A 15,413-nucleotide genomic window follows, 5' to 3' on the forward strand; every position below is an offset into this window, starting at 1 on the left:
TGTCTCCCGATCAGCCGTCGACGCGGTCGAGCAGCGGCGAGGCCGGCGGCGGCGTCGGCGCGCCGGGTTCGGCGAGCATGTAGGCGCCGCGGATCCGCTCCGCCACTGCGGCGGCCGCGCCGGGGCTGCGCGCATGCACGAGGCAGAGCGGCGCATCCGGCCCGACCGCGGCCCCCAGGCCGGCGAGCGCCGTCAGCCCGACCGCGTGGTCGATCGGGTCGCTCGCCCGCGTCCGCCCGCCGCCGAGCTCGATCACCGCGACTCCGAGCGACCGGGTGTCGATGCCGGCGACCCGCCCGGCCCGGACGGGCAGGATCGGGACGGCGTGCGGTGCGGCCCCGAGATGGGTGCCCGCGCGCTCCACGAAGTCGGCCGGTCCGCCGAGCGCCGCGACCATGCGTCCGAAGATCTCCGCGGCCCGCCCCGAGGCGAGCGCCTCCCGCTGGGCCGCCCGTCCGGCGTCGAGATCCGGCGCGAGTCCGCCGATCACCAGCATCTCGGCGCCGAGCTCGACCGTCACCGCCTCGATGCGCCGGTTCTCCGGCCGGGCATGGCCGCCGGTCAGGAAGTCGACCGCATGCGCGACCTCCACGGCGTTGCCGGCCGCGGGGGCGAGGGGCTCGTTCATGTCCGTGACCAGGGCGCGCGTCGGCAGGCCGGCCCCGTTCGAGACCGAGACGAGGCTCTCCGCCAGCCCGCGCGCCGCCGCGAAGTCCGCCATGAAGGCGCCGTTGCCGCACTTGACGTCGAGGACCAGGCCGCCGAGCCCGGCGGCGAGCTTCTTCGACAGGATGGAGGCCGTGATGAGGTCGATGGACTCCACCGTCGCGGTCACGTCCCGGATCGCGTAGAAGCGCTTGTCGGCGGGCGCCAGGTCCGCGGTCTGGCCGATCACCGCGCAGCCGACCGATCGCACCACTGCGGCGAAGAGGTCGTTTTCGGGCTGGGTGCGGTAGCCGGGGATCGAGTCGAGCTTGTCGAGGGTGCCGCCCGTGTGCCCGAGGCCGCGACCCGAGATCATCGGCACGTAGCCGCCGCACGCGGCCACCATGGGTGCGAGCATCAGCGAGACGTTGTCGCCGACGCCGCCGGAGGAATGCTTGTCGAGCGCTGGCCCGGGCAGGTCCCAGCGCAGCACCGTGCCGGAATCCCGCATCGCCCTCGTCAGCGCCACCCGCTCGGCGAGGGTCATGCCCCGGAAGAACACCGCCATCGCGAAGGCGGCGACCTGGCCCTCCGTCACCGAGCCGTCGGTCAGGCCGCGCACCATGAAGGCGATCTCGGCCTCGCCGAGCTCGTTTCCCTCGCGCTTCCGGCGGATGATCTCCTGCGGCAGCATGGCGGTCCCTCAGTAGGCCAGCCGGGGCGCGGACGGGTCCGGCGCGCCGCCGTCGAGATGGGCGAGGAGGTCGGCGAGGAGCCCGCTGGCGCCGAACCGGAACGTCGCCGGGGTCGCCCAGCCCGCCCCGAGGATGCGGTCCGCCAGTCCGAGGTAGTGGCCCGCGTCCGCCGTCGTGCGGATGCCGCCCGCGGCCTTGAAGCCCGCCCGCCCTCCCGCGTCGCGGATGGCCTCCAGCATCAGGGTCGCCGCCTCCGGGGTCGCGTTGACCGGCACCTTGCCGGTCGAGGTCTTGATGAAGTCCGCCCCGGCCGCGAGCGCCAGGTCGGCGGCGCGGCGGATCGCGTCGGGGGCGGCGAGCCGGCCCGTCTCCAGGATGACCTTCAGCCGCACGGGCGCCGCGCAGGCCTCGCGCACTAGGCGGATCTGCGCGTCGGCCACCTCCGGCTGCCCCGCCAGGAAGGCCCGGTAGGGCATGACCAGGTCGATCTCGTCCGCCCCGTCGGCGATCGCCGCCCGGGTCTCGGCCAGCACCGCCGGCGTGTCGGTCCCGCCCGCCGGGAAGTTCACCACCGTGGCGACCCGGACCGGCGTGCCGGCGAGCCGCGCCTTGGCGAGCCGCACGAAGCGCGGCCACAGGCAGACCGCCGCCACCGGCCCGTGCGGCGTCACCGCGCGGGCGCAGAGGTCGGCGACTGCCGCCTCCTTGCAGTCGTCCGCGAGGTCGGTCAGGTCGAGGAGCGGCAGGGCGCGGGCCGCGGTTGCGCGGCGCGCCGCCTCGGCGAGGGGAAGCAGGGGGTCCGACATGGTGCTGGCTCTCACGCGTCGCCGATCTCGGCCAGGATGCCGAGCAGGAGGTCCCGGAAGCGGGCCGCACCCCGCGCCGCCTCGTCCTTGGTCTCCTGGTGGCTGAGGGGCCGGCCCGTCATGCCGGCGGCGAGGTTGGTGATCATCGACAGCGCCAGGACCCTGAGGCCGTGGTAGCGGGCGAGGATGACCTCCGGCACGGTCGACATGCCTACCGCGTCGGCGCCGAGGACGCGCGCCATGCGGATCTCCGCCGGCGTCTCGAAGGAGGGGCCCGAGAACCACATGTAGACGCCTTCCGGCAGCGCGATCCCGAGGTCCGCCGCCACGCCGCGCGCCACGGCGCGGAGCGCCGGGTCGTAGGCGTCCACCAGGTCGACGAAGCGCCCGTCGCCCTCCCGCCCGATCAGCGGGTTCATGCCCGACCCGTTGATGTGGTCGGCGATCAGCATCGGGCTCGCGGGCGGGACCTCCTCCCGCAGCGATCCGGCCGCGTTGGTGAGGACCAGGATTCCCGCGCCGAGGCCCTTCAGGGTCGCGATCGGCATCTCCATGGCGCGCGGGTCGCCGCGCTCGTAGGCATGCACGCGGCCGGCCATCACCGCCACCGGCGTGCCGGCCAGCCGGCCGAGCACCAGTTCGCCGCGATGGCCCGAGACGGCCGCCTGCGGGAAGCCGGGCAGGTCGGCATAGGGGATGCGCACGGCTTCGGCGACCTCGTCGGCGAGGCCGGAGAGGCCCGAGCCGAGCACGACGCCGACGCGCGGGGCCGGCGCGGCCGGCGCCCATTCGCGGATGACGGAGACGAGGTCCCGGACGCTCATGATGCTCCTTCGGGCGGTTCGGCGGCGATCTTAGCCGGTCCGGGGGGCACCGCGCCACAGGGGAGGGGCGGTCGCCGTCCGACCCGCCGTTCGTGCGGGCCGGCGCGGCTCCGCGCGCCGTTGACAGCGAGGCCGCGCCCGGTATGGTCCCGCGCGCCTCTCGTCAGCTTCCGGAGCCCGTCCATGTCCACGACCGCCGACCTCGCCCAGCTCGAACGCGTCATCGAGGCCGCCTTCGAGGCGCGGGCGACCGTGGACGTCTCGACCCGGGGCGAAATCCGCGACGCGGTCGAGACCGCCCTGGCGCTGCTCGACGCCGGCGAGGCGCGCGTCGCCGTGAAGGGCCCGGGCGGCTGGACCGTCAACCAGTGGCTCAAGAAGGCGGTGCTGCTCTCCTTCCGCCTGAACGACATGAGCCTCGTCCCGGGCGGCCCGAACGGCGCCCCGTGGTGGGACAAGGTGCCCTCCAAGTTCGAGGGCTGGGGCGAGAACCGCTTCCGCGCCGCCGGCTTCCGCGCCGTCCCGAACTGCGTCGTCCGCCGCTCCGCCTACATCGCGCCGGGCGTGGTCCTCATGCCCTCCTTCGTCAACCTCGGCGCCTATGTGGACAGCGGCACCATGGTGGACACCTGGGCGACGGTCGGCTCCTGCGCGCAGATCGGCAAGAACGTCCACCTCTCGGGCGGCGTCGGCATCGGCGGCGTGCTCGAGCCGCTGCAGGCCGGGCCGACCATCATCGAGGACAATTGCTTCATCGGCGCCCGCTCGGAGATCGTCGAGGGCGTCGTCGTCGGCGAGGGCTCGGTCGTCTCCATGGGCGTCTTCATCGGGGCCTCGACCAAGATCGTCGACCGCGAGACCGGCGAGATCCACATGGGCCGCGTGCCGCCCTATTCGGTCGTGGTCTCGGGCTCGATGCCCGGCAAGCCCTTCCCGAACGGCACGCCGGGTCCCAGCCTCTACTGCGCGGTCATCGTCAAGAAGGTCGACGAGAAGACGCGCTCGAAAACCTCCATTAACGAACTTCTGCGCGACTGACGCGCCGTTAAATCCACGGTAGGCGCTCCCCGGCGAGGCTCTTCGCGTCGCGCGACGGGCCCGGGAGCGCCGCCATGAACGTCTTCGACTACCTGTTCTCCTATGACGGCCGCATCGGCCGGCTGTCCTTCCTGGGCGGCACGATCGTGCTCGCGGCCGTGCAGGGCCTGATCACGGCCGCCGTCGATCCGGTGCTGGAGAGCGGCAGCGCGATCGGGATCGGCGGGCTGGTGGTCGGGGCGATCCTGGCCTTCTGGGCCAACCTCTGCCTCCAGGTGAAGCGCCTGCACGACCGCGACCAGTCCGGCTGGCGGCTGGTCGTCTCGGTCATCCCCCTGATCGGCTGGATCTATCTCCTCGTCGTCCTCTTCCTCCTCCGCGGCAGCGACGGCGCCAACCGCTACGGCGAGCCGGAGTCCGGCGGCCTCTTCGCGGGCGGTTTCGCGGCCGATCCGGGCGGCGAGGAGGCCTGGTCGAGCCGACTGGCGGAGCGCGTCGCGCCTCCCGCCGAGCCCGCCCCCACGGTGCTGCGCAAGCCGGCCGTCGACCGCCGGCCGTCCGGCCCGCGCGGGTTCGGGCGACGCGGCCAGGCCTGACGTCCCCCGCCCGTTGACCCGGCCTCGACCCTGCGGCACCCTGCCGCTCCGCCCGCGCTCTTCACCCCCGTGACCTGACCATGGCCGCCGAAACCCTCGATCCCGCGGCGCTGATCCGCACCGCCGAGCAACTCCGCGCCCGCATCGAGGCGCGCTTTCCCGGCGCGAGCCTTGCGGGAATCGCCGGCGAGGTCGTCGCCCTGATCCGGGAGACCGCCGAAAAGGCCGAACGCCTCGCCCGCCCGGACTGGGTGATCCGCCTTCTCGTCGCCGCGGTCCTGCTCGGCGGCGGCGCGCTCGCGGTGGCGGCCGCGCGGAGCGTCGACTACCAGGCCGAGACCAGCAACCTCTTCGCCCTGGTCCAGAGCATCGAGGCCATCTTCAACATCGTCATCCTCGGGGGCGCAGCCGTCGCCTCGCTGGTCACCGTGGAGGCCCGGCTGCGGCGCGGGCGCGTGCTGGCGGCCCTGCATCCCTTCCGGGCGGTCGTGCACGTCATCGACATGCACCAGCTCACGAAGGATCCCGCCATGGTCGGCGACGACGGGCACCGTACGCCGGTCTCCCCGAAGCGCGACATGTCGGCCTTCGAACTGTCGCGCTACCTCGACTACTGCTCCGAGCTCCTGTCGCTGACCGCCAAGGCCGCCGCCCTCTATGCGCTCGCGAGCCGCGACCCGGTGATCGCCACCAGCGTCGCCGAGGTCGAGCGCCTGACCGCCAACCTCAGCCAGAAGATCTGGCAGAAGATCATGATCGTGGAGGCCCGCCGGTCCGACACCGCGCTGGCCCAGGCCCTGGCGGCGGGCGGCCCGGCGCCGCTCCGCCCCGTGCCGCCCGCGCCCGCCGCACCCCCGACGAGCGTCGCCGTCGATTGACGTGGCCTCGGCCGGGACGCTAAACCCCGCTGATGGCCCGCTCCTCCGCTCCCGCAGACCCCGTCGCGATCGCCCGCGATCTCATCGCCTGCCCGTCCGTGACCCCGGATGCCGAGGGCGCGATCGACCGGCTGGCGGCGATCCTGGACGGCGCGGGCTTCGCGGCCGAGAAGATCGTCTTCTCGGAGCCCGGCACGCCCGATGTCGTCAACCTCTATGCCCGCATCGGCCAGGGTGCCCCGCACCTCACCTTCGCGGGTCATGTCGACGTGGTCCCTCCCGGCGATCCGGCGCGGTGGCGCCACCCACCCTTCGCCGCCGCGATCGAGGACGGGGAGCTTTACGGCCGCGGCGCCGTCGACATGAAGGGCGGCATCGCGGCCTTTACGGCCGCGGCCCTCGACCACCTGGCCGAGGGCGGCAACCGCGGCACGATCTCGTTCCTGATCACCGGGGACGAGGAGGGCCCGTCGATCAACGGCACCGTCAAGCTGCTGCGGTGGGCGCACGACCGCGGGGAGCGCTTCGACGCCTGCATCGTCGGCGAGCCGACCAATCCGGAGAGGCTCGGCGACGCGATCAAGGTCGGCCGCCGCGGCAGCCTGTCGGGCACCGTCACGGTGACCGGGCGGCAGGGCCACGTCGCCTATCCGCACCTCGCCGAGAACCCCGTCCCGGGGCTGGTCCGGCTGATCAGCCGCATCCTGGCCGAGCCGCTCGACGCCGGCAACGCGCGCTTCCAGCCGTCCAATCTCGAATTCGTCTCCGTCGACGTCGGCAACCCGGCCTGGAACGTCATCCCGGCCGAAGCGCGGGCGCGCTTCAACATCCGCTTCAACGACGGCTGGACGCGCGCGTCCCTGGAGGACTGGCTGCGCAGCCGGCTCGCCGAGGCCGCCGCCGGCGCGGTCTCCTGGCGGCTCGACCTGGAATCCCCGTCGAGCGATTCCTTCCTGACCGTCGACGAGGCCCTCGTCGGCACCCTCTCGGGGGCCATCGAGGCCGTCACGGGGCGCTGTCCGGAGCTCTCGACGAGCGGCGGCACCTCCGACGCGCGCTTCGTCAAGGACTATTGCCCGGTCGTCGAGTTCGGGCTGGTCGGCAGGACCATGCACCAGGTGGACGAGCGGGTGCCCCTGGAGGATCTCCGGACCCTGACGGCGATCTACCGGCGTTTCCTGGACGACTTCTTCGCCGGCGGGCGGCCCGCCGGATGATCAGCCTCGGCGAAATGCGCAACGGCTTCGCCGGCAGCTGGCGCATCCTCAAGGGCGACCCCCAGGGGATGCGCTACTTCGACGTCTCGGTGGACGGCTTCTGGCGCTCCTTCGGGCTGATCGTGCCGCTGCTCCTGCCCGTCCTGGTCGGCGTGGCGGCCGAACGCGCCCTGATCCTGTCCCGCACCGGCATGGACGCGCGCGATTTCCCCAATCTGCTCTTCATCCTGATGCAGATCCTGTCCTACGCGGGCGCCTGGTTCGGCTTCCCGCTGCTGCTCGCCGCGGTGGCCGGGCCGCTGGGCCTGGCGACCCGCTACTCGCCGCTCGTTGTGGTGCGCAACTGGTCGAGCCTGCTCGGCATGGTGCCCTTCTTCGTCTCGACGCTCCTCTACGCCGTCGGGCTCGTCTCCACCCAGGCGCTCGCCTTCCTGACGCTCGTCTCCCTGATCTTCAATCTCTACCTCGGCTATCAGGTGACCCGCATCGCCGCGCTGGTCCCGCCCGCCACCGCGGTCGGCATCGTGTTTATGGACCTCGTCTTCACGCTCCTGGTCGCCAACCTGTGCGACCGGCTGGTCGGCGTGTGACCGGCTCACTCGATCCGGAAGGGCAGCCGCGCGCTGGCGGTCTTGCCGGTCGAGACGTCGCGCAACTCGGCGACGAGCACGTAGTCGCCCGCCTGCAGCCCCTCCGGCGTGTAGGCGAAGTGCAGCATGAACTCCCGGTTCCGCCGCCGCGAGGTCAGCGACAGCGGCCCGGAGCGGGGCGGGATGATCTCCGCGCCGGCCGGGCTCGCCACCGACAGGCGGACCTCGAAGGCGATCCGGTTCAGATCGCCGTCCCGCCCGTAGCCGTACCCGAAGGGCTCGCCGTAGACGAGCAGGGTCTCGCCCGCCTTGAACACGTTCGAGGCGCGGGGCTGATAGACGCCGTAGCCCTGCGGCTCGCCGGCGACGAACAGCGTCTCGCGGATCTCGAGCGGCGCCACCGCCCAGACCGCGTCGGCCGCCCGGACCAGGATCTCCCAGGCGGAGCGGTTCTTCCCCGCCTCCGCGAGCCGCTCGGCCTCCGCCCCCGCCTCGGCGGTCGGCCCGGCGAGGGCCGGGCCTGCGGCGAGACCGGCGAGGATGGCGAGCGGGGCGGCGGACGAGCGGAGGCGGCGCATGATTCGGGAGCTCCTGGACCGTGAGCGAGGATAGGCCTCCGCCCGCCCCCGTCCAATCCGGCCCGCCGCCTGCCGGCTTCTTCGAGGCCGGCGCGGTCGCGGTGGCGCGCGCCCTGATCGGCGCCGTGCTGACCGTCGACGGTGTCGGCGGCGTGGTGGTCGAGACCGAGGCCTACGAAGCCGACGACCCCGCCTCGCACAGCTTCCCCGGCCCGACACCCCGCAACGCCGCCATGTTCGGCCCGCCCGGCTGCGCCTACGTGTACCGCTCCTACGGCATCCACTGGTGCCTCAACGTGGTCACCGGCCCGTCCGGCCACGGCGCCGCGGTCCTGATCCGGGCGATCGAGCCGACCCTCGGCCTCGACGCCATGCGGGCCCGGCGCGGCATCGGCGACCCGCGGCGGCTCTGCGCCGGCCCCGGTCGGCTCTGCCAGGCCCTCGGCATCACCCTGGCGCAAAACGGGCTGCCCCTCGACCGCCCTCCCTTCGCGCTCGACCTGCGTCCCGCCGGCGCCCCGGTCCTGGCCGGCCCCCGGATCGGCATCAGCAAGGCCGCCGAGCGGCCCTGGCGCTTCGGCCTCGCCGGCTCGCCCTACCTGAGCCGCCCCCTGCGGCCGGCCGCTCCCGCCTCCGTCGTCGGCCCGAATTGACGCGGGGCGGGCCGGCCGCCACCCTGCCGGCGTCGCCGCGCCGAGGTTTTCATGCGTGTTGTCCGCTGGCTCCTGATCGTCCTCCTCCTGGCCGGCGCCGCCGCGGGAGCCTGGATCTGGCACGACCGGCCGATCGCGGTCACCACAGTGGCGGTCCGCAAGGGGACGGCGGCCGAGGTCGTCTACGCGACGGGGGTCGTCGAGCCGCAGCGCTGGGCGAAGGTCCAGCCGGTCGTGCGCGGCCGGATCGTCGATCTCTGCCGCCATTGCGAGGGCGATACCGTCAAGGCCGGCGAGGTGATCGGCCGTCTCGACGACGGCGTGGCGCGGGCGAGCCTGAAGGAGCTGCAGGCCCGCGAGCAGTTCGCCCGCGGCGAGCTCGACCGAAGCGTCGAGCTCCTGGCCCGCAAGGTCGTCAGCCAGCAGGCCTACGACCGGGCCTCCAGTGAGCTCTCCGCCATCCAGGCCGCGATCGCGGCCCAGACCGCCCGGCTCGACGACTTCATCCTGCGCGCGCCCATGGACGGCACGATTCTGAGGCGCGACGGCGAGATCGGCGAGGTGGCGGACACCGGCACGGTGCTCTTCTGGATCGGCCTGGAGAAGCCACTGGAGGTGGTCGCGGAGGTGAATGAGGAGGACATCCCCCGGGTCGAGGCCGGCATGACGGCTCTGCTGCGCTCCGACGCCTTCCCGGGGCGCGGCATCGAGGGCACCGTGGCGCGGATCACCCCGAAGGGCGACCCGGTCGCCAAGACCTACAGAGTGCGCATCGGCCTGCCGGACGACACGCCGCTCAGGATCGGCATGACGGTCGACGTCAACGTGGTGGTCCGGCGCGTGGCCGACGCGGTGGTTCTGCCCCGCATCGCCCTCGACGGCGACCGCGTGTTCCTGGTCGGCGCCGACGGGCGGGCGGTGCTGCGGCCCGTGAAGGTCGGCATCCGCAGCGCGTCCGAGGTCGAGATCCTCGAAGGCGTCGGGCCCGGCGAGCGCGTCGTGGCGCCGGTGCCGGCCGGGCTCGCGGCCGGGCGGCGGGTCACCGCCGATGGGGGAGGCGGATCGTGAGGCTCCTGCTCGACATCGCCTATACGCACGTGGCCGGCCGCCTGCGGCAGACCCTCGTGTCGATCGCCGGGGTGGCCCTCGGGGTCGGCTTCTCGATCGCCATGGCGGCGCTCATGCAGGGCTCGCAGGAGGACTTCGTCACCCAGCTCATCGACGCGATGCCGCATGTCAGCGTCTCCGACGAGAGCCGCGAGCCGCCGCGCCAGCCGGCCGAAGACCGCTTCGACGTGGTCGAGATCCAGGGCCTCCGGCCCGAGGACGACCGGCGCGGCATCCGCAACCCGACGCTCGTCATGGCGGTGCTGAAGGCCCTCGTGCCCGGTCGGCTCGCCCCCGCGCTGACCGGCCAGGCCGTCGTCCGCTACGGCGGCGGCGATGTCGGGCTGGCGCTCTCTGGCGTCGATCCTTCCGCCGAGCCGCGCGTCTCCAAGATTGCCGAGGACATGCGCGAGGGCTCGCTGGAGGCGCTGCAGGCGGACCAGAACGGCATCCTGGTCGGCGACGGCGTCGCCAAAAAGCTCGGCGCCGGCCTCGGCGACCAGATCGCCGTGACCTCCAGCCGCGGCCTCCTGAAGCGCTTCAAGATCGTCGGCCTGTTCCATACCGGTGTCACCAGCCAGGACGACGCCTCCGGATTCGTGAACCTGAAGGCCGCCCAGATCCTGTTCGAGCGGCCGAACGTCATCAACCAGATCAGGATCCGCCTCGACGACGTCGACCAGGCCCGGGCCGTCGCGGCGCGGGTCGAGCGGGAGACCGGCTACAAGGCGGTCGCCTGGGAGGAGGCGCACGAGGGCCTTCTGGAGGCCTTCCGGGTCCGCAACGTCATCATGTTCACGGTCGTCGGCGCGATCCTGCTGGTCGCCGGCTTCGGCATCTACAACATCGTCTCCACCATCGTGCACGAGAAGGCGCGCGACATCGCGATCCTGAAGTCGCTCGGCTTCGCCGAGTCGGACATGCGGCGTATCTTCCTGCTGGAGGGCCTGATGATCGGGGTCGTCGGGTCCGTCGCCGGCTGGCTGCTCGGCTTCGGGCTGACCGAGCTGCTCGGCACGATCAAGTTCGAGTTCAAGGCCGGCGTCACGGAGGTCACCCACCTGCCCGTGGCCCGCGATCTCCGCCACTACCTCGTCGCGGCCGCCTTCGCGCTCGCCTCGGCGGGCGTCGCCGGCTACCTGCCGGCCCGCAAGGCCGCCAAGGTGAAGCCGGTCGACATCATCCGGGGGGCGACGTGAGCGCGGACGCCGGGCCGGCGCTGATCGAGGCGCGGCGGGTGACCCGCATCCTGCCGGGCGTTGTGCCGACCACGCTCGTGCGCGACATCGACCTGGCGATCGGGGAGGGCGAGTTCGTCGCCGTCACCGGGCCGTCCGGATCGGGGAAATCGTCGTTGCTCTACCTGCTCGGCCTGCTCGACCTGCCGACCGAGGGCGACGTCCTGATCCGCGGCCGGTCGACCCTCCTCATGGACGAGGCGGAGCGGGCCGCCACGCGGCTGTCCACCCTCGGCTTCGTGTTCCAGTTCCACTTCCTGTTGCCGGAGTTCACCGCGCTCGGCAACGTCATGATCCCCATGCGCAAGCTCGCGCGCCTCTCGGACCGCGCAATGCGCGAGCGCGCCGCCGAACTCCTCGAATCCCTCGGCCTCGCCGGGCAGCTCGGCAAACTGCCGGACCAGCTCTCCGGCGGTCAGCGGCAGCGGGTCGCGATCGCGCGGGCACTCGCCAACGATCCGCCGGTGGTGCTCGCCGACGAGCCGACCGGCAGCCTCGACACCAGGTCCTCCGCCCAGGTGCGCGAGATCCTGGCGCGTCTGGTCGCCGACCAGGGCCGCACCGTCGTGGCCGTGACGCATGACCTGACTTTCGCGGAGGCCATGCGCCGGCGCATCCACCTCGTCGATGGCCGGATCGTCTCCGACGAGCGCCGGGCCGCGGGCGCGCCCGTCAGCGTGACGAGCTGAGCGCCCGCGCCGGCCGGCTCACGCCGCCGCCGCCACGTCGTAGCCGGCGGCCTCGACCGCCGACACGACCGCGTCGCGGCCGAGCTTCGTGTCGACCTCGACCTTGCCGGTCTCCAGGTCGACCGAGACGGCCGCGGCCGGGTCGGCCGCCCCGATGGCGTTCTTGACGCTCTTGACGCAGCCCATGCAGGTCATGCCTTCCACCTTCAGCGTAATCATGTGCGGATCTCCGGTTCGCAGTCCCTGCCGGACGATATGGACCTTCCCCTCGGGGCAAGGTCAATGGGTCGCCGCCCCGGAAAATCACGGACCCGGTCGGGCCCGCGAAGGGCACCGGCCGGATGGCGCGGCGGGCCCAGATCGCGCATAGTCGGCGAGGTGATTCTCGAGGAGCCTGGCCAAAGGACCGCGCACCCACCGATGAGGCGCATCGCCGATCTCTACATCGCGGGCTGCATCGTGGCCGTCGCGCTCTCGGCCGGCGCGGTGATGCGCTTCCAGCTGGGTTTCGGCTGGGACACCACGGGGCTCCTGTCCCTCGGCCTGCTCCTCGCCCTCCTGATCCTGCAGATGCAGACCGGCCGCACGCGCGAGCGCGAACGGCTGTCGGCGGACCTCGCCCGCATCGGCGGCCAGCTCGGCCGGCTCGTCGAGGACCTTGCCAATCTCGACCGCCGGGTGTCCGGCCTGGAATCCGCCGGAGCCCGGCGGCCCGGCAGGGAGCTGGAGCCGGTCATCGCCGAGATCGAGGTGATCGGCACGCTGGTCCGGCAGGTCGTCGAGACGGTCGCCGACCTGGAGCAGCGCGCCGCCCAGGGCATGGCACCCCGGGCCTCGGCGATCCCGGCTGCGCCCCCGGCCCGGGTCGCGCCGCCGCCCGCCGCACCGCCCGCCCCGGAGCCGCCCCGCGCGCTCGACGAGAACCCGCTGGTGCCGAAGCGCTTCGCGCATCTCGGCGAGGCCGGCCTCGCCGAGGAGGTGCGCCGCGCCGTCGAGGCGGGCCGCATCGAGATCTATCTGCAGCCGGTCGTCACCCTGCCGCAGCGGCGGATCCGCTTCTACGAGGCGCTGACGCGCCTGCGCACCGAGGACGGCGAGACGCTCTATCCGGCCGACTACATCGGCATCGCCGAGAAGACCGGGGTCTTGGCCGTGCTCGACCAGGAGATCGTGGTCCGGGCGGTGCAGATCCTGCGCCGCCTCTCGGCCCGTTCGAAAGATGTCGGGCTGTTCTGCAACGTCTCGCTGGCGAGCTTCGCCGACGGGCGCTTCGCCCGCGAGCTGGTCGCCGTGCTGGAGGCCAACCGCGCGCTCGCCGACAGCCTCGTCCTGGAAGTCTCCCAGCGCGGCCTGAAGCAGGGCGGACCGATCGAGTTCGAGACCCTGCGCAGCCTGCAGGGGCTCGGCTACCGCTTCTCCATCGACCAGGTGACGGACCTCAAGTCCTCGTTCCAGCTCCTCGCCGATCGCGGCTTCCGCTTCGCGAAGATTTCCTGCGACCGCCTGCTGAACCGCATGGACGAACTGGCGACCGACATCCATCCGGCCGACCTCGCCAACTACTTCGCCCGCTTCGGAATCGAGCTCGTCATCGACCGCATCGAGACGGAACCGCAGGTGGTCGACGTCCTGGACTACGGGGTGCGCTACGGGCAGGGCTTCGTCTTCTCGCCGCCGCGCCCTGTGCGCAGCGAGGTCCTGCAGACCGCCGAGCCCGAGCCTGCCGCGGCCGCCCCGTCGCGGCCCGCCGCGGCGCCGGCCGGGCGGCCGGTCCCGCCGGGCGGGCGGGCCGGGGCGGGCGAGCCGCGTCCGGCCGAGCCGCGCAATCCGGCCGACCCGCGCCGCAGCGCGCTCGGCCGCGCGATCCTGCAGAGGCAGTAGGACCCGCCATCGAGTCCTAGGGCTCGCCTGCGGGTCGCTCCGTGCCCGAGGCCCCCGTTACGAGAACAGCTTGTCGATGTCGTCCTGGTCGGAGCTCGCGAAGAAGTCGTCGACCGCCGTCTGGCTGACGCCTTGGCCCTTGTGCTGGGGCCCGTGCAGGATGAGCTCGCGCATCCGCCGCTCGTCCTCGGTCTCCTCGATATCTTCCGCGGGCCCGTCCGCGATGTTCAGCTTGCGGCCGATGTTGGTGATGCGGCTCTCGATCCAGTTCAGGGTCTTGACCACCTTGCGGATGCGCTGCCCGGTCAGGTCCTGGAACGAGCAGGCCTCGAAGACCAGGATCATCTTCTCGTCGACCAGCGCCTTGTAGGCCTCCGGGTCGGACGCGTCCGCCCCCATGATGGCCTCGGCGGCCGACATGATGGTCTCGGTCGCCTCCTGGGTGGCTTCTACGACCGCGTCGAGCTCGCGCCCGGCCTCGGGGATGCGGTCGAAGCGGAACTGGTCCGGGCCGAGCTGGGCGACCTCGCGCTTCAGGGTCGAAATTTCGGCCAGGATGGCGCGGAATTCGCCGTACAGCATGGCGTCCGTGCCCGCGACCGCGTCGTCGAGCACCTGCGCCATCCTCTCAGCGAGATCGATGACGTCGTGCAGCCTGACGTCCTCGCGGCCCTTCTGCAGGAACTCGACGAGGCGTTCGATTTGGGCCGTCGCGGCCTCAGCCATGATGTGACTCCTCGCCCGACCGGCGGGTATGGCACCCGCCGCGGTCCCTCGCGCGCCCCGCAGGGTCGAGCTCGTCAGTCGTTGAAGACCGCTTCGATCTTGCCCTTCAGCGTCTGCGCGTTGAACGGCTTCACGATGTAGTTGTTGACGCCCGCCTTCTTGGCGGCGATCACGTTCTCGGTCTTGGATTCCGCCGTGACCATGATGAACGGCGTCTTGCCCAGCGACGTATCGGCGCGGACGTGCTTCAGGAGCTCGTATCCGGTCATCGGCTCCATGTTCCAGTCCGAGATGACGAGGCCGTAGCGGCGCTCCTTCATCTTGGCGAAAGCCTCGGTGCCGTCGGCGGCCTCGTCCACGTCCTCGAAGCCGAGCTGCTTCAGGAGGTTCCGGATAATCCGGATCATGGTTTTGTAATCGTCAACCACCAGGATCGGCATCGAAAGATCGAGCGCCATCTGCATACTCCACTCTTGGGCTTCGGAAATCCCCTTTACTCCGAAGTCCGGTCATTCAATCGGTCCTGGTCGAGGGCTCCTAGCGTGCCCCCTCCCTCTGCCCGCCGCCAACATACGACTGACCTTCAGAAAATTCCGTTAATAGGAGAAATGACGTTGGGTCATGAGAGAAAGCCGCGCGACCACGCGCCGCCGGGACACGACAATATGTCGACTTGCGCGGCCCCCACCCCGATCCTAGCCTCCGCGCCATCCCGGCCGAACGCGGACCCAAGGCGACATGACGATCCCCATCCTGAAGACCTATCATTTCGAGGACCTGAAGGTCGGCATGCGCGAAACCATCATGAAGACCGTGATGGACTCGGACGTCGTCGGCTTCGCCCAGATCTCCGGCGACGACAACCCGCTGCATCTCTCCGACGTCTATGCCTCGAAGACGCGCTTCGGCCAGCGCATCGCCCACGGGCTCTACACCGCGAGCCTGATCTCGGCGATCCTCGGCACCCGCCTGCCCGGGCCGGGCGCCGTCTACATGTCCCAGACCCTCAACTTCAAGGGCCCCGTCCGCATCGGCGACGTTGTGGTGGTCGACGTGGAGGTGATCGAACTCGTCGAGAAGGGCCGCCGTTGCCGGCTGCACTGCGAATGTTCGGTCGACGGCCAGGTGGTGCTCGAGGGCGAGGCGACCGTCATGGTGCCGAGCCGCCCGCAGGCGGCCTGACCGCCCTTCGCACGGCTTGACCGGAGAAACCCGGCGGGGCAGGGTCCGGCCGACCCGTTCGTCAGCCGGA

The 15,413-nt window shown here is 72.1% G+C and carries 18 protein-coding genes; 11 read left to right on the top strand and 7 right to left on the bottom strand.

The annotated features are described in order from the left end of the window. Positions 1 to 10: 10 nt before the first annotated feature. Genes deoA through WBG79_RS00910 form a run of 3 tightly spaced genes read right to left on the bottom strand, consistent with a single transcriptional unit; the run spans position 11 to position 2,970 of the window. On the bottom strand, positions 11 to 1,339 hold the full coding sequence (gene deoA / locus WBG79_RS00900; protein WP_337355226.1) for a thymidine phosphorylase: 1,329 nt from the start codon (positions 1,337 to 1,339) through the stop codon (positions 11 to 13). A 9-nt stretch (positions 1,340 to 1,348) separates the two neighbouring features. After that, positions 1,349 to 2,146, bottom strand: coding sequence for a deoxyribose-phosphate aldolase (deoC, locus tag WBG79_RS00905; RefSeq protein ID WP_337355227.1), 798 nt, complete (start codon positions 2,144 to 2,146; stop codon positions 1,349 to 1,351). An 11-nt stretch (positions 2,147 to 2,157) separates the two neighbouring features. Then, on the bottom strand, positions 2,158 to 2,970 hold the full coding sequence (locus tag WBG79_RS00910) for a purine-nucleoside phosphorylase (RefSeq protein WP_337355228.1): 813 nt from the start codon (positions 2,968 to 2,970) through the stop codon (positions 2,158 to 2,160). Positions 2,971 to 3,153: 183 nt separating this feature from the next. On the opposite strand from WBG79_RS00910, the gene dapD reads away from it, so the two are divergent. The 5 genes from dapD to WBG79_RS00935 all read left to right on the top strand — a co-directional run bounded on the left by dapD (position 3,154) and on the right by WBG79_RS00935 (position 7,289). Further along, positions 3,154 to 4,008: a 2,3,4,5-tetrahydropyridine-2,6-dicarboxylate N-succinyltransferase gene (dapD, locus tag WBG79_RS00915; protein WP_337355229.1), complete on the top strand. Its 855-nt coding sequence runs from the start codon at positions 3,154 to 3,156 to the stop codon at positions 4,006 to 4,008. A 74-nt stretch (positions 4,009 to 4,082) separates the two neighbouring features. Then, positions 4,083 to 4,604, top strand: a complete 522-nt coding sequence (locus WBG79_RS00920; RefSeq protein WP_337355230.1) for a DUF805 domain-containing protein — start codon at positions 4,083 to 4,085, stop codon at positions 4,602 to 4,604. 80 nt (positions 4,605 to 4,684) lie between these two features. Further along, positions 4,685 to 5,482: a hypothetical protein gene (locus WBG79_RS00925; protein WP_337355231.1), complete on the top strand. Its 798-nt coding sequence runs from the start codon at positions 4,685 to 4,687 to the stop codon at positions 5,480 to 5,482. 32 nt (positions 5,483 to 5,514) lie between these two features. Then, positions 5,515 to 6,699, top strand: coding sequence for a succinyl-diaminopimelate desuccinylase (gene dapE, locus WBG79_RS00930; RefSeq protein WP_337355232.1), 1,185 nt, complete (start codon positions 5,515 to 5,517; stop codon positions 6,697 to 6,699). Then, positions 6,696 to 7,289, top strand: a complete 594-nt coding sequence (locus tag WBG79_RS00935; RefSeq protein WP_337355233.1) for a hypothetical protein — start codon at positions 6,696 to 6,698, stop codon at positions 7,287 to 7,289. Before dapE ends, WBG79_RS00935 begins: the two co-directional genes overlap by 4 nt. Positions 7,290 to 7,294: 5 nt before the next feature. On the opposite strand, the gene WBG79_RS00940 is transcribed toward WBG79_RS00935, so the two are convergent. Then, a complete protein-coding gene (locus tag WBG79_RS00940) occupies positions 7,295 to 7,867 on the bottom strand; it encodes a hypothetical protein (protein WP_337355234.1) in 573 nt (190 codons plus the stop codon). Positions 7,868 to 7,887: 20 nt separating this feature from the next. On the opposite strand from WBG79_RS00940, the gene WBG79_RS00945 reads away from it, so the two are divergent. From WBG79_RS00945 to WBG79_RS00960, 4 genes are read left to right on the top strand one after another with little or no spacing between them, the layout of a single operon-like run. After that, positions 7,888 to 8,520 carry a DNA-3-methyladenine glycosylase gene (locus WBG79_RS00945; protein ID WP_337355235.1) on the top strand — a complete coding sequence of 211 codons (633 nt, stop codon included), beginning with the start codon at positions 7,888 to 7,890 and terminating at the stop codon, positions 8,518 to 8,520. 51 nt (positions 8,521 to 8,571) lie between these two features. Next, positions 8,572 to 9,588, top strand: coding sequence for an efflux RND transporter periplasmic adaptor subunit (locus WBG79_RS00950; protein WP_337355236.1), 1,017 nt, complete (start codon positions 8,572 to 8,574; stop codon positions 9,586 to 9,588). Next, positions 9,585 to 10,826 (top strand): ABC transporter permease, encoded by a 1,242-nt coding sequence (locus tag WBG79_RS00955; RefSeq protein WP_337355237.1) that lies wholly within the window; start codon positions 9,585 to 9,587, stop codon positions 10,824 to 10,826. Before WBG79_RS00950 ends, WBG79_RS00955 begins: the two co-directional genes overlap by 4 nt. Beyond that, positions 10,823 to 11,554: an ABC transporter ATP-binding protein gene (locus tag WBG79_RS00960; protein WP_337355238.1), complete on the top strand. Its 732-nt coding sequence runs from the start codon at positions 10,823 to 10,825 to the stop codon at positions 11,552 to 11,554. Before WBG79_RS00955 ends, WBG79_RS00960 begins: the two co-directional genes overlap by 4 nt. An 18-nt stretch (positions 11,555 to 11,572) precedes the next feature. On the opposite strand, the gene WBG79_RS00965 is transcribed toward WBG79_RS00960, so the two are convergent. Beyond that, on the bottom strand, positions 11,573 to 11,773 hold the full coding sequence (locus tag WBG79_RS00965) for a heavy-metal-associated domain-containing protein (RefSeq protein WP_337355239.1): 201 nt from the start codon (positions 11,771 to 11,773) through the stop codon (positions 11,573 to 11,575). 201 nt (positions 11,774 to 11,974) lie between these two features. Between WBG79_RS00965 and WBG79_RS00970 the strand changes: the two genes are divergently transcribed. Next, complete coding sequence (locus WBG79_RS00970) at positions 11,975 to 13,435, top strand: EAL domain-containing protein (protein ID WP_337355240.1); 1,461 nt, start codon at positions 11,975 to 11,977, stop codon at positions 13,433 to 13,435. Between the two features lie 57 nt (positions 13,436 to 13,492). Here the strand turns inward: WBG79_RS00970 and WBG79_RS00975 are convergent, their stop codons facing one another. Together WBG79_RS00975 and WBG79_RS00980 are read right to left on the bottom strand one after the other, a co-directional pair. Continuing rightward, positions 13,493 to 14,161, bottom strand: coding sequence for a protein phosphatase CheZ (locus tag WBG79_RS00975; protein WP_337355241.1), 669 nt, complete (start codon positions 14,159 to 14,161; stop codon positions 13,493 to 13,495). A 74-nt stretch (positions 14,162 to 14,235) separates the two neighbouring features. Beyond that, positions 14,236 to 14,619 (bottom strand): response regulator, encoded by a 384-nt coding sequence (locus WBG79_RS00980; RefSeq protein ID WP_337355242.1) that lies wholly within the window; start codon positions 14,617 to 14,619, stop codon positions 14,236 to 14,238. A gap of 280 nt (positions 14,620 to 14,899) precedes the next feature. On the opposite strand from WBG79_RS00980, the gene WBG79_RS00985 reads away from it, so the two are divergent. Next, on the top strand, positions 14,900 to 15,343 hold the full coding sequence (locus tag WBG79_RS00985) for a MaoC family dehydratase (protein WP_337355243.1): 444 nt from the start codon (positions 14,900 to 14,902) through the stop codon (positions 15,341 to 15,343). Positions 15,344 to 15,413 lie beyond the last annotated feature (70 nt).

This window comes from Prosthecomicrobium sp. N25, assembly GCF_037203705.1.
Taxonomy (GTDB): Bacteria; Pseudomonadota; Alphaproteobacteria; order Rhizobiales; family Ancalomicrobiaceae; genus Prosthecodimorpha.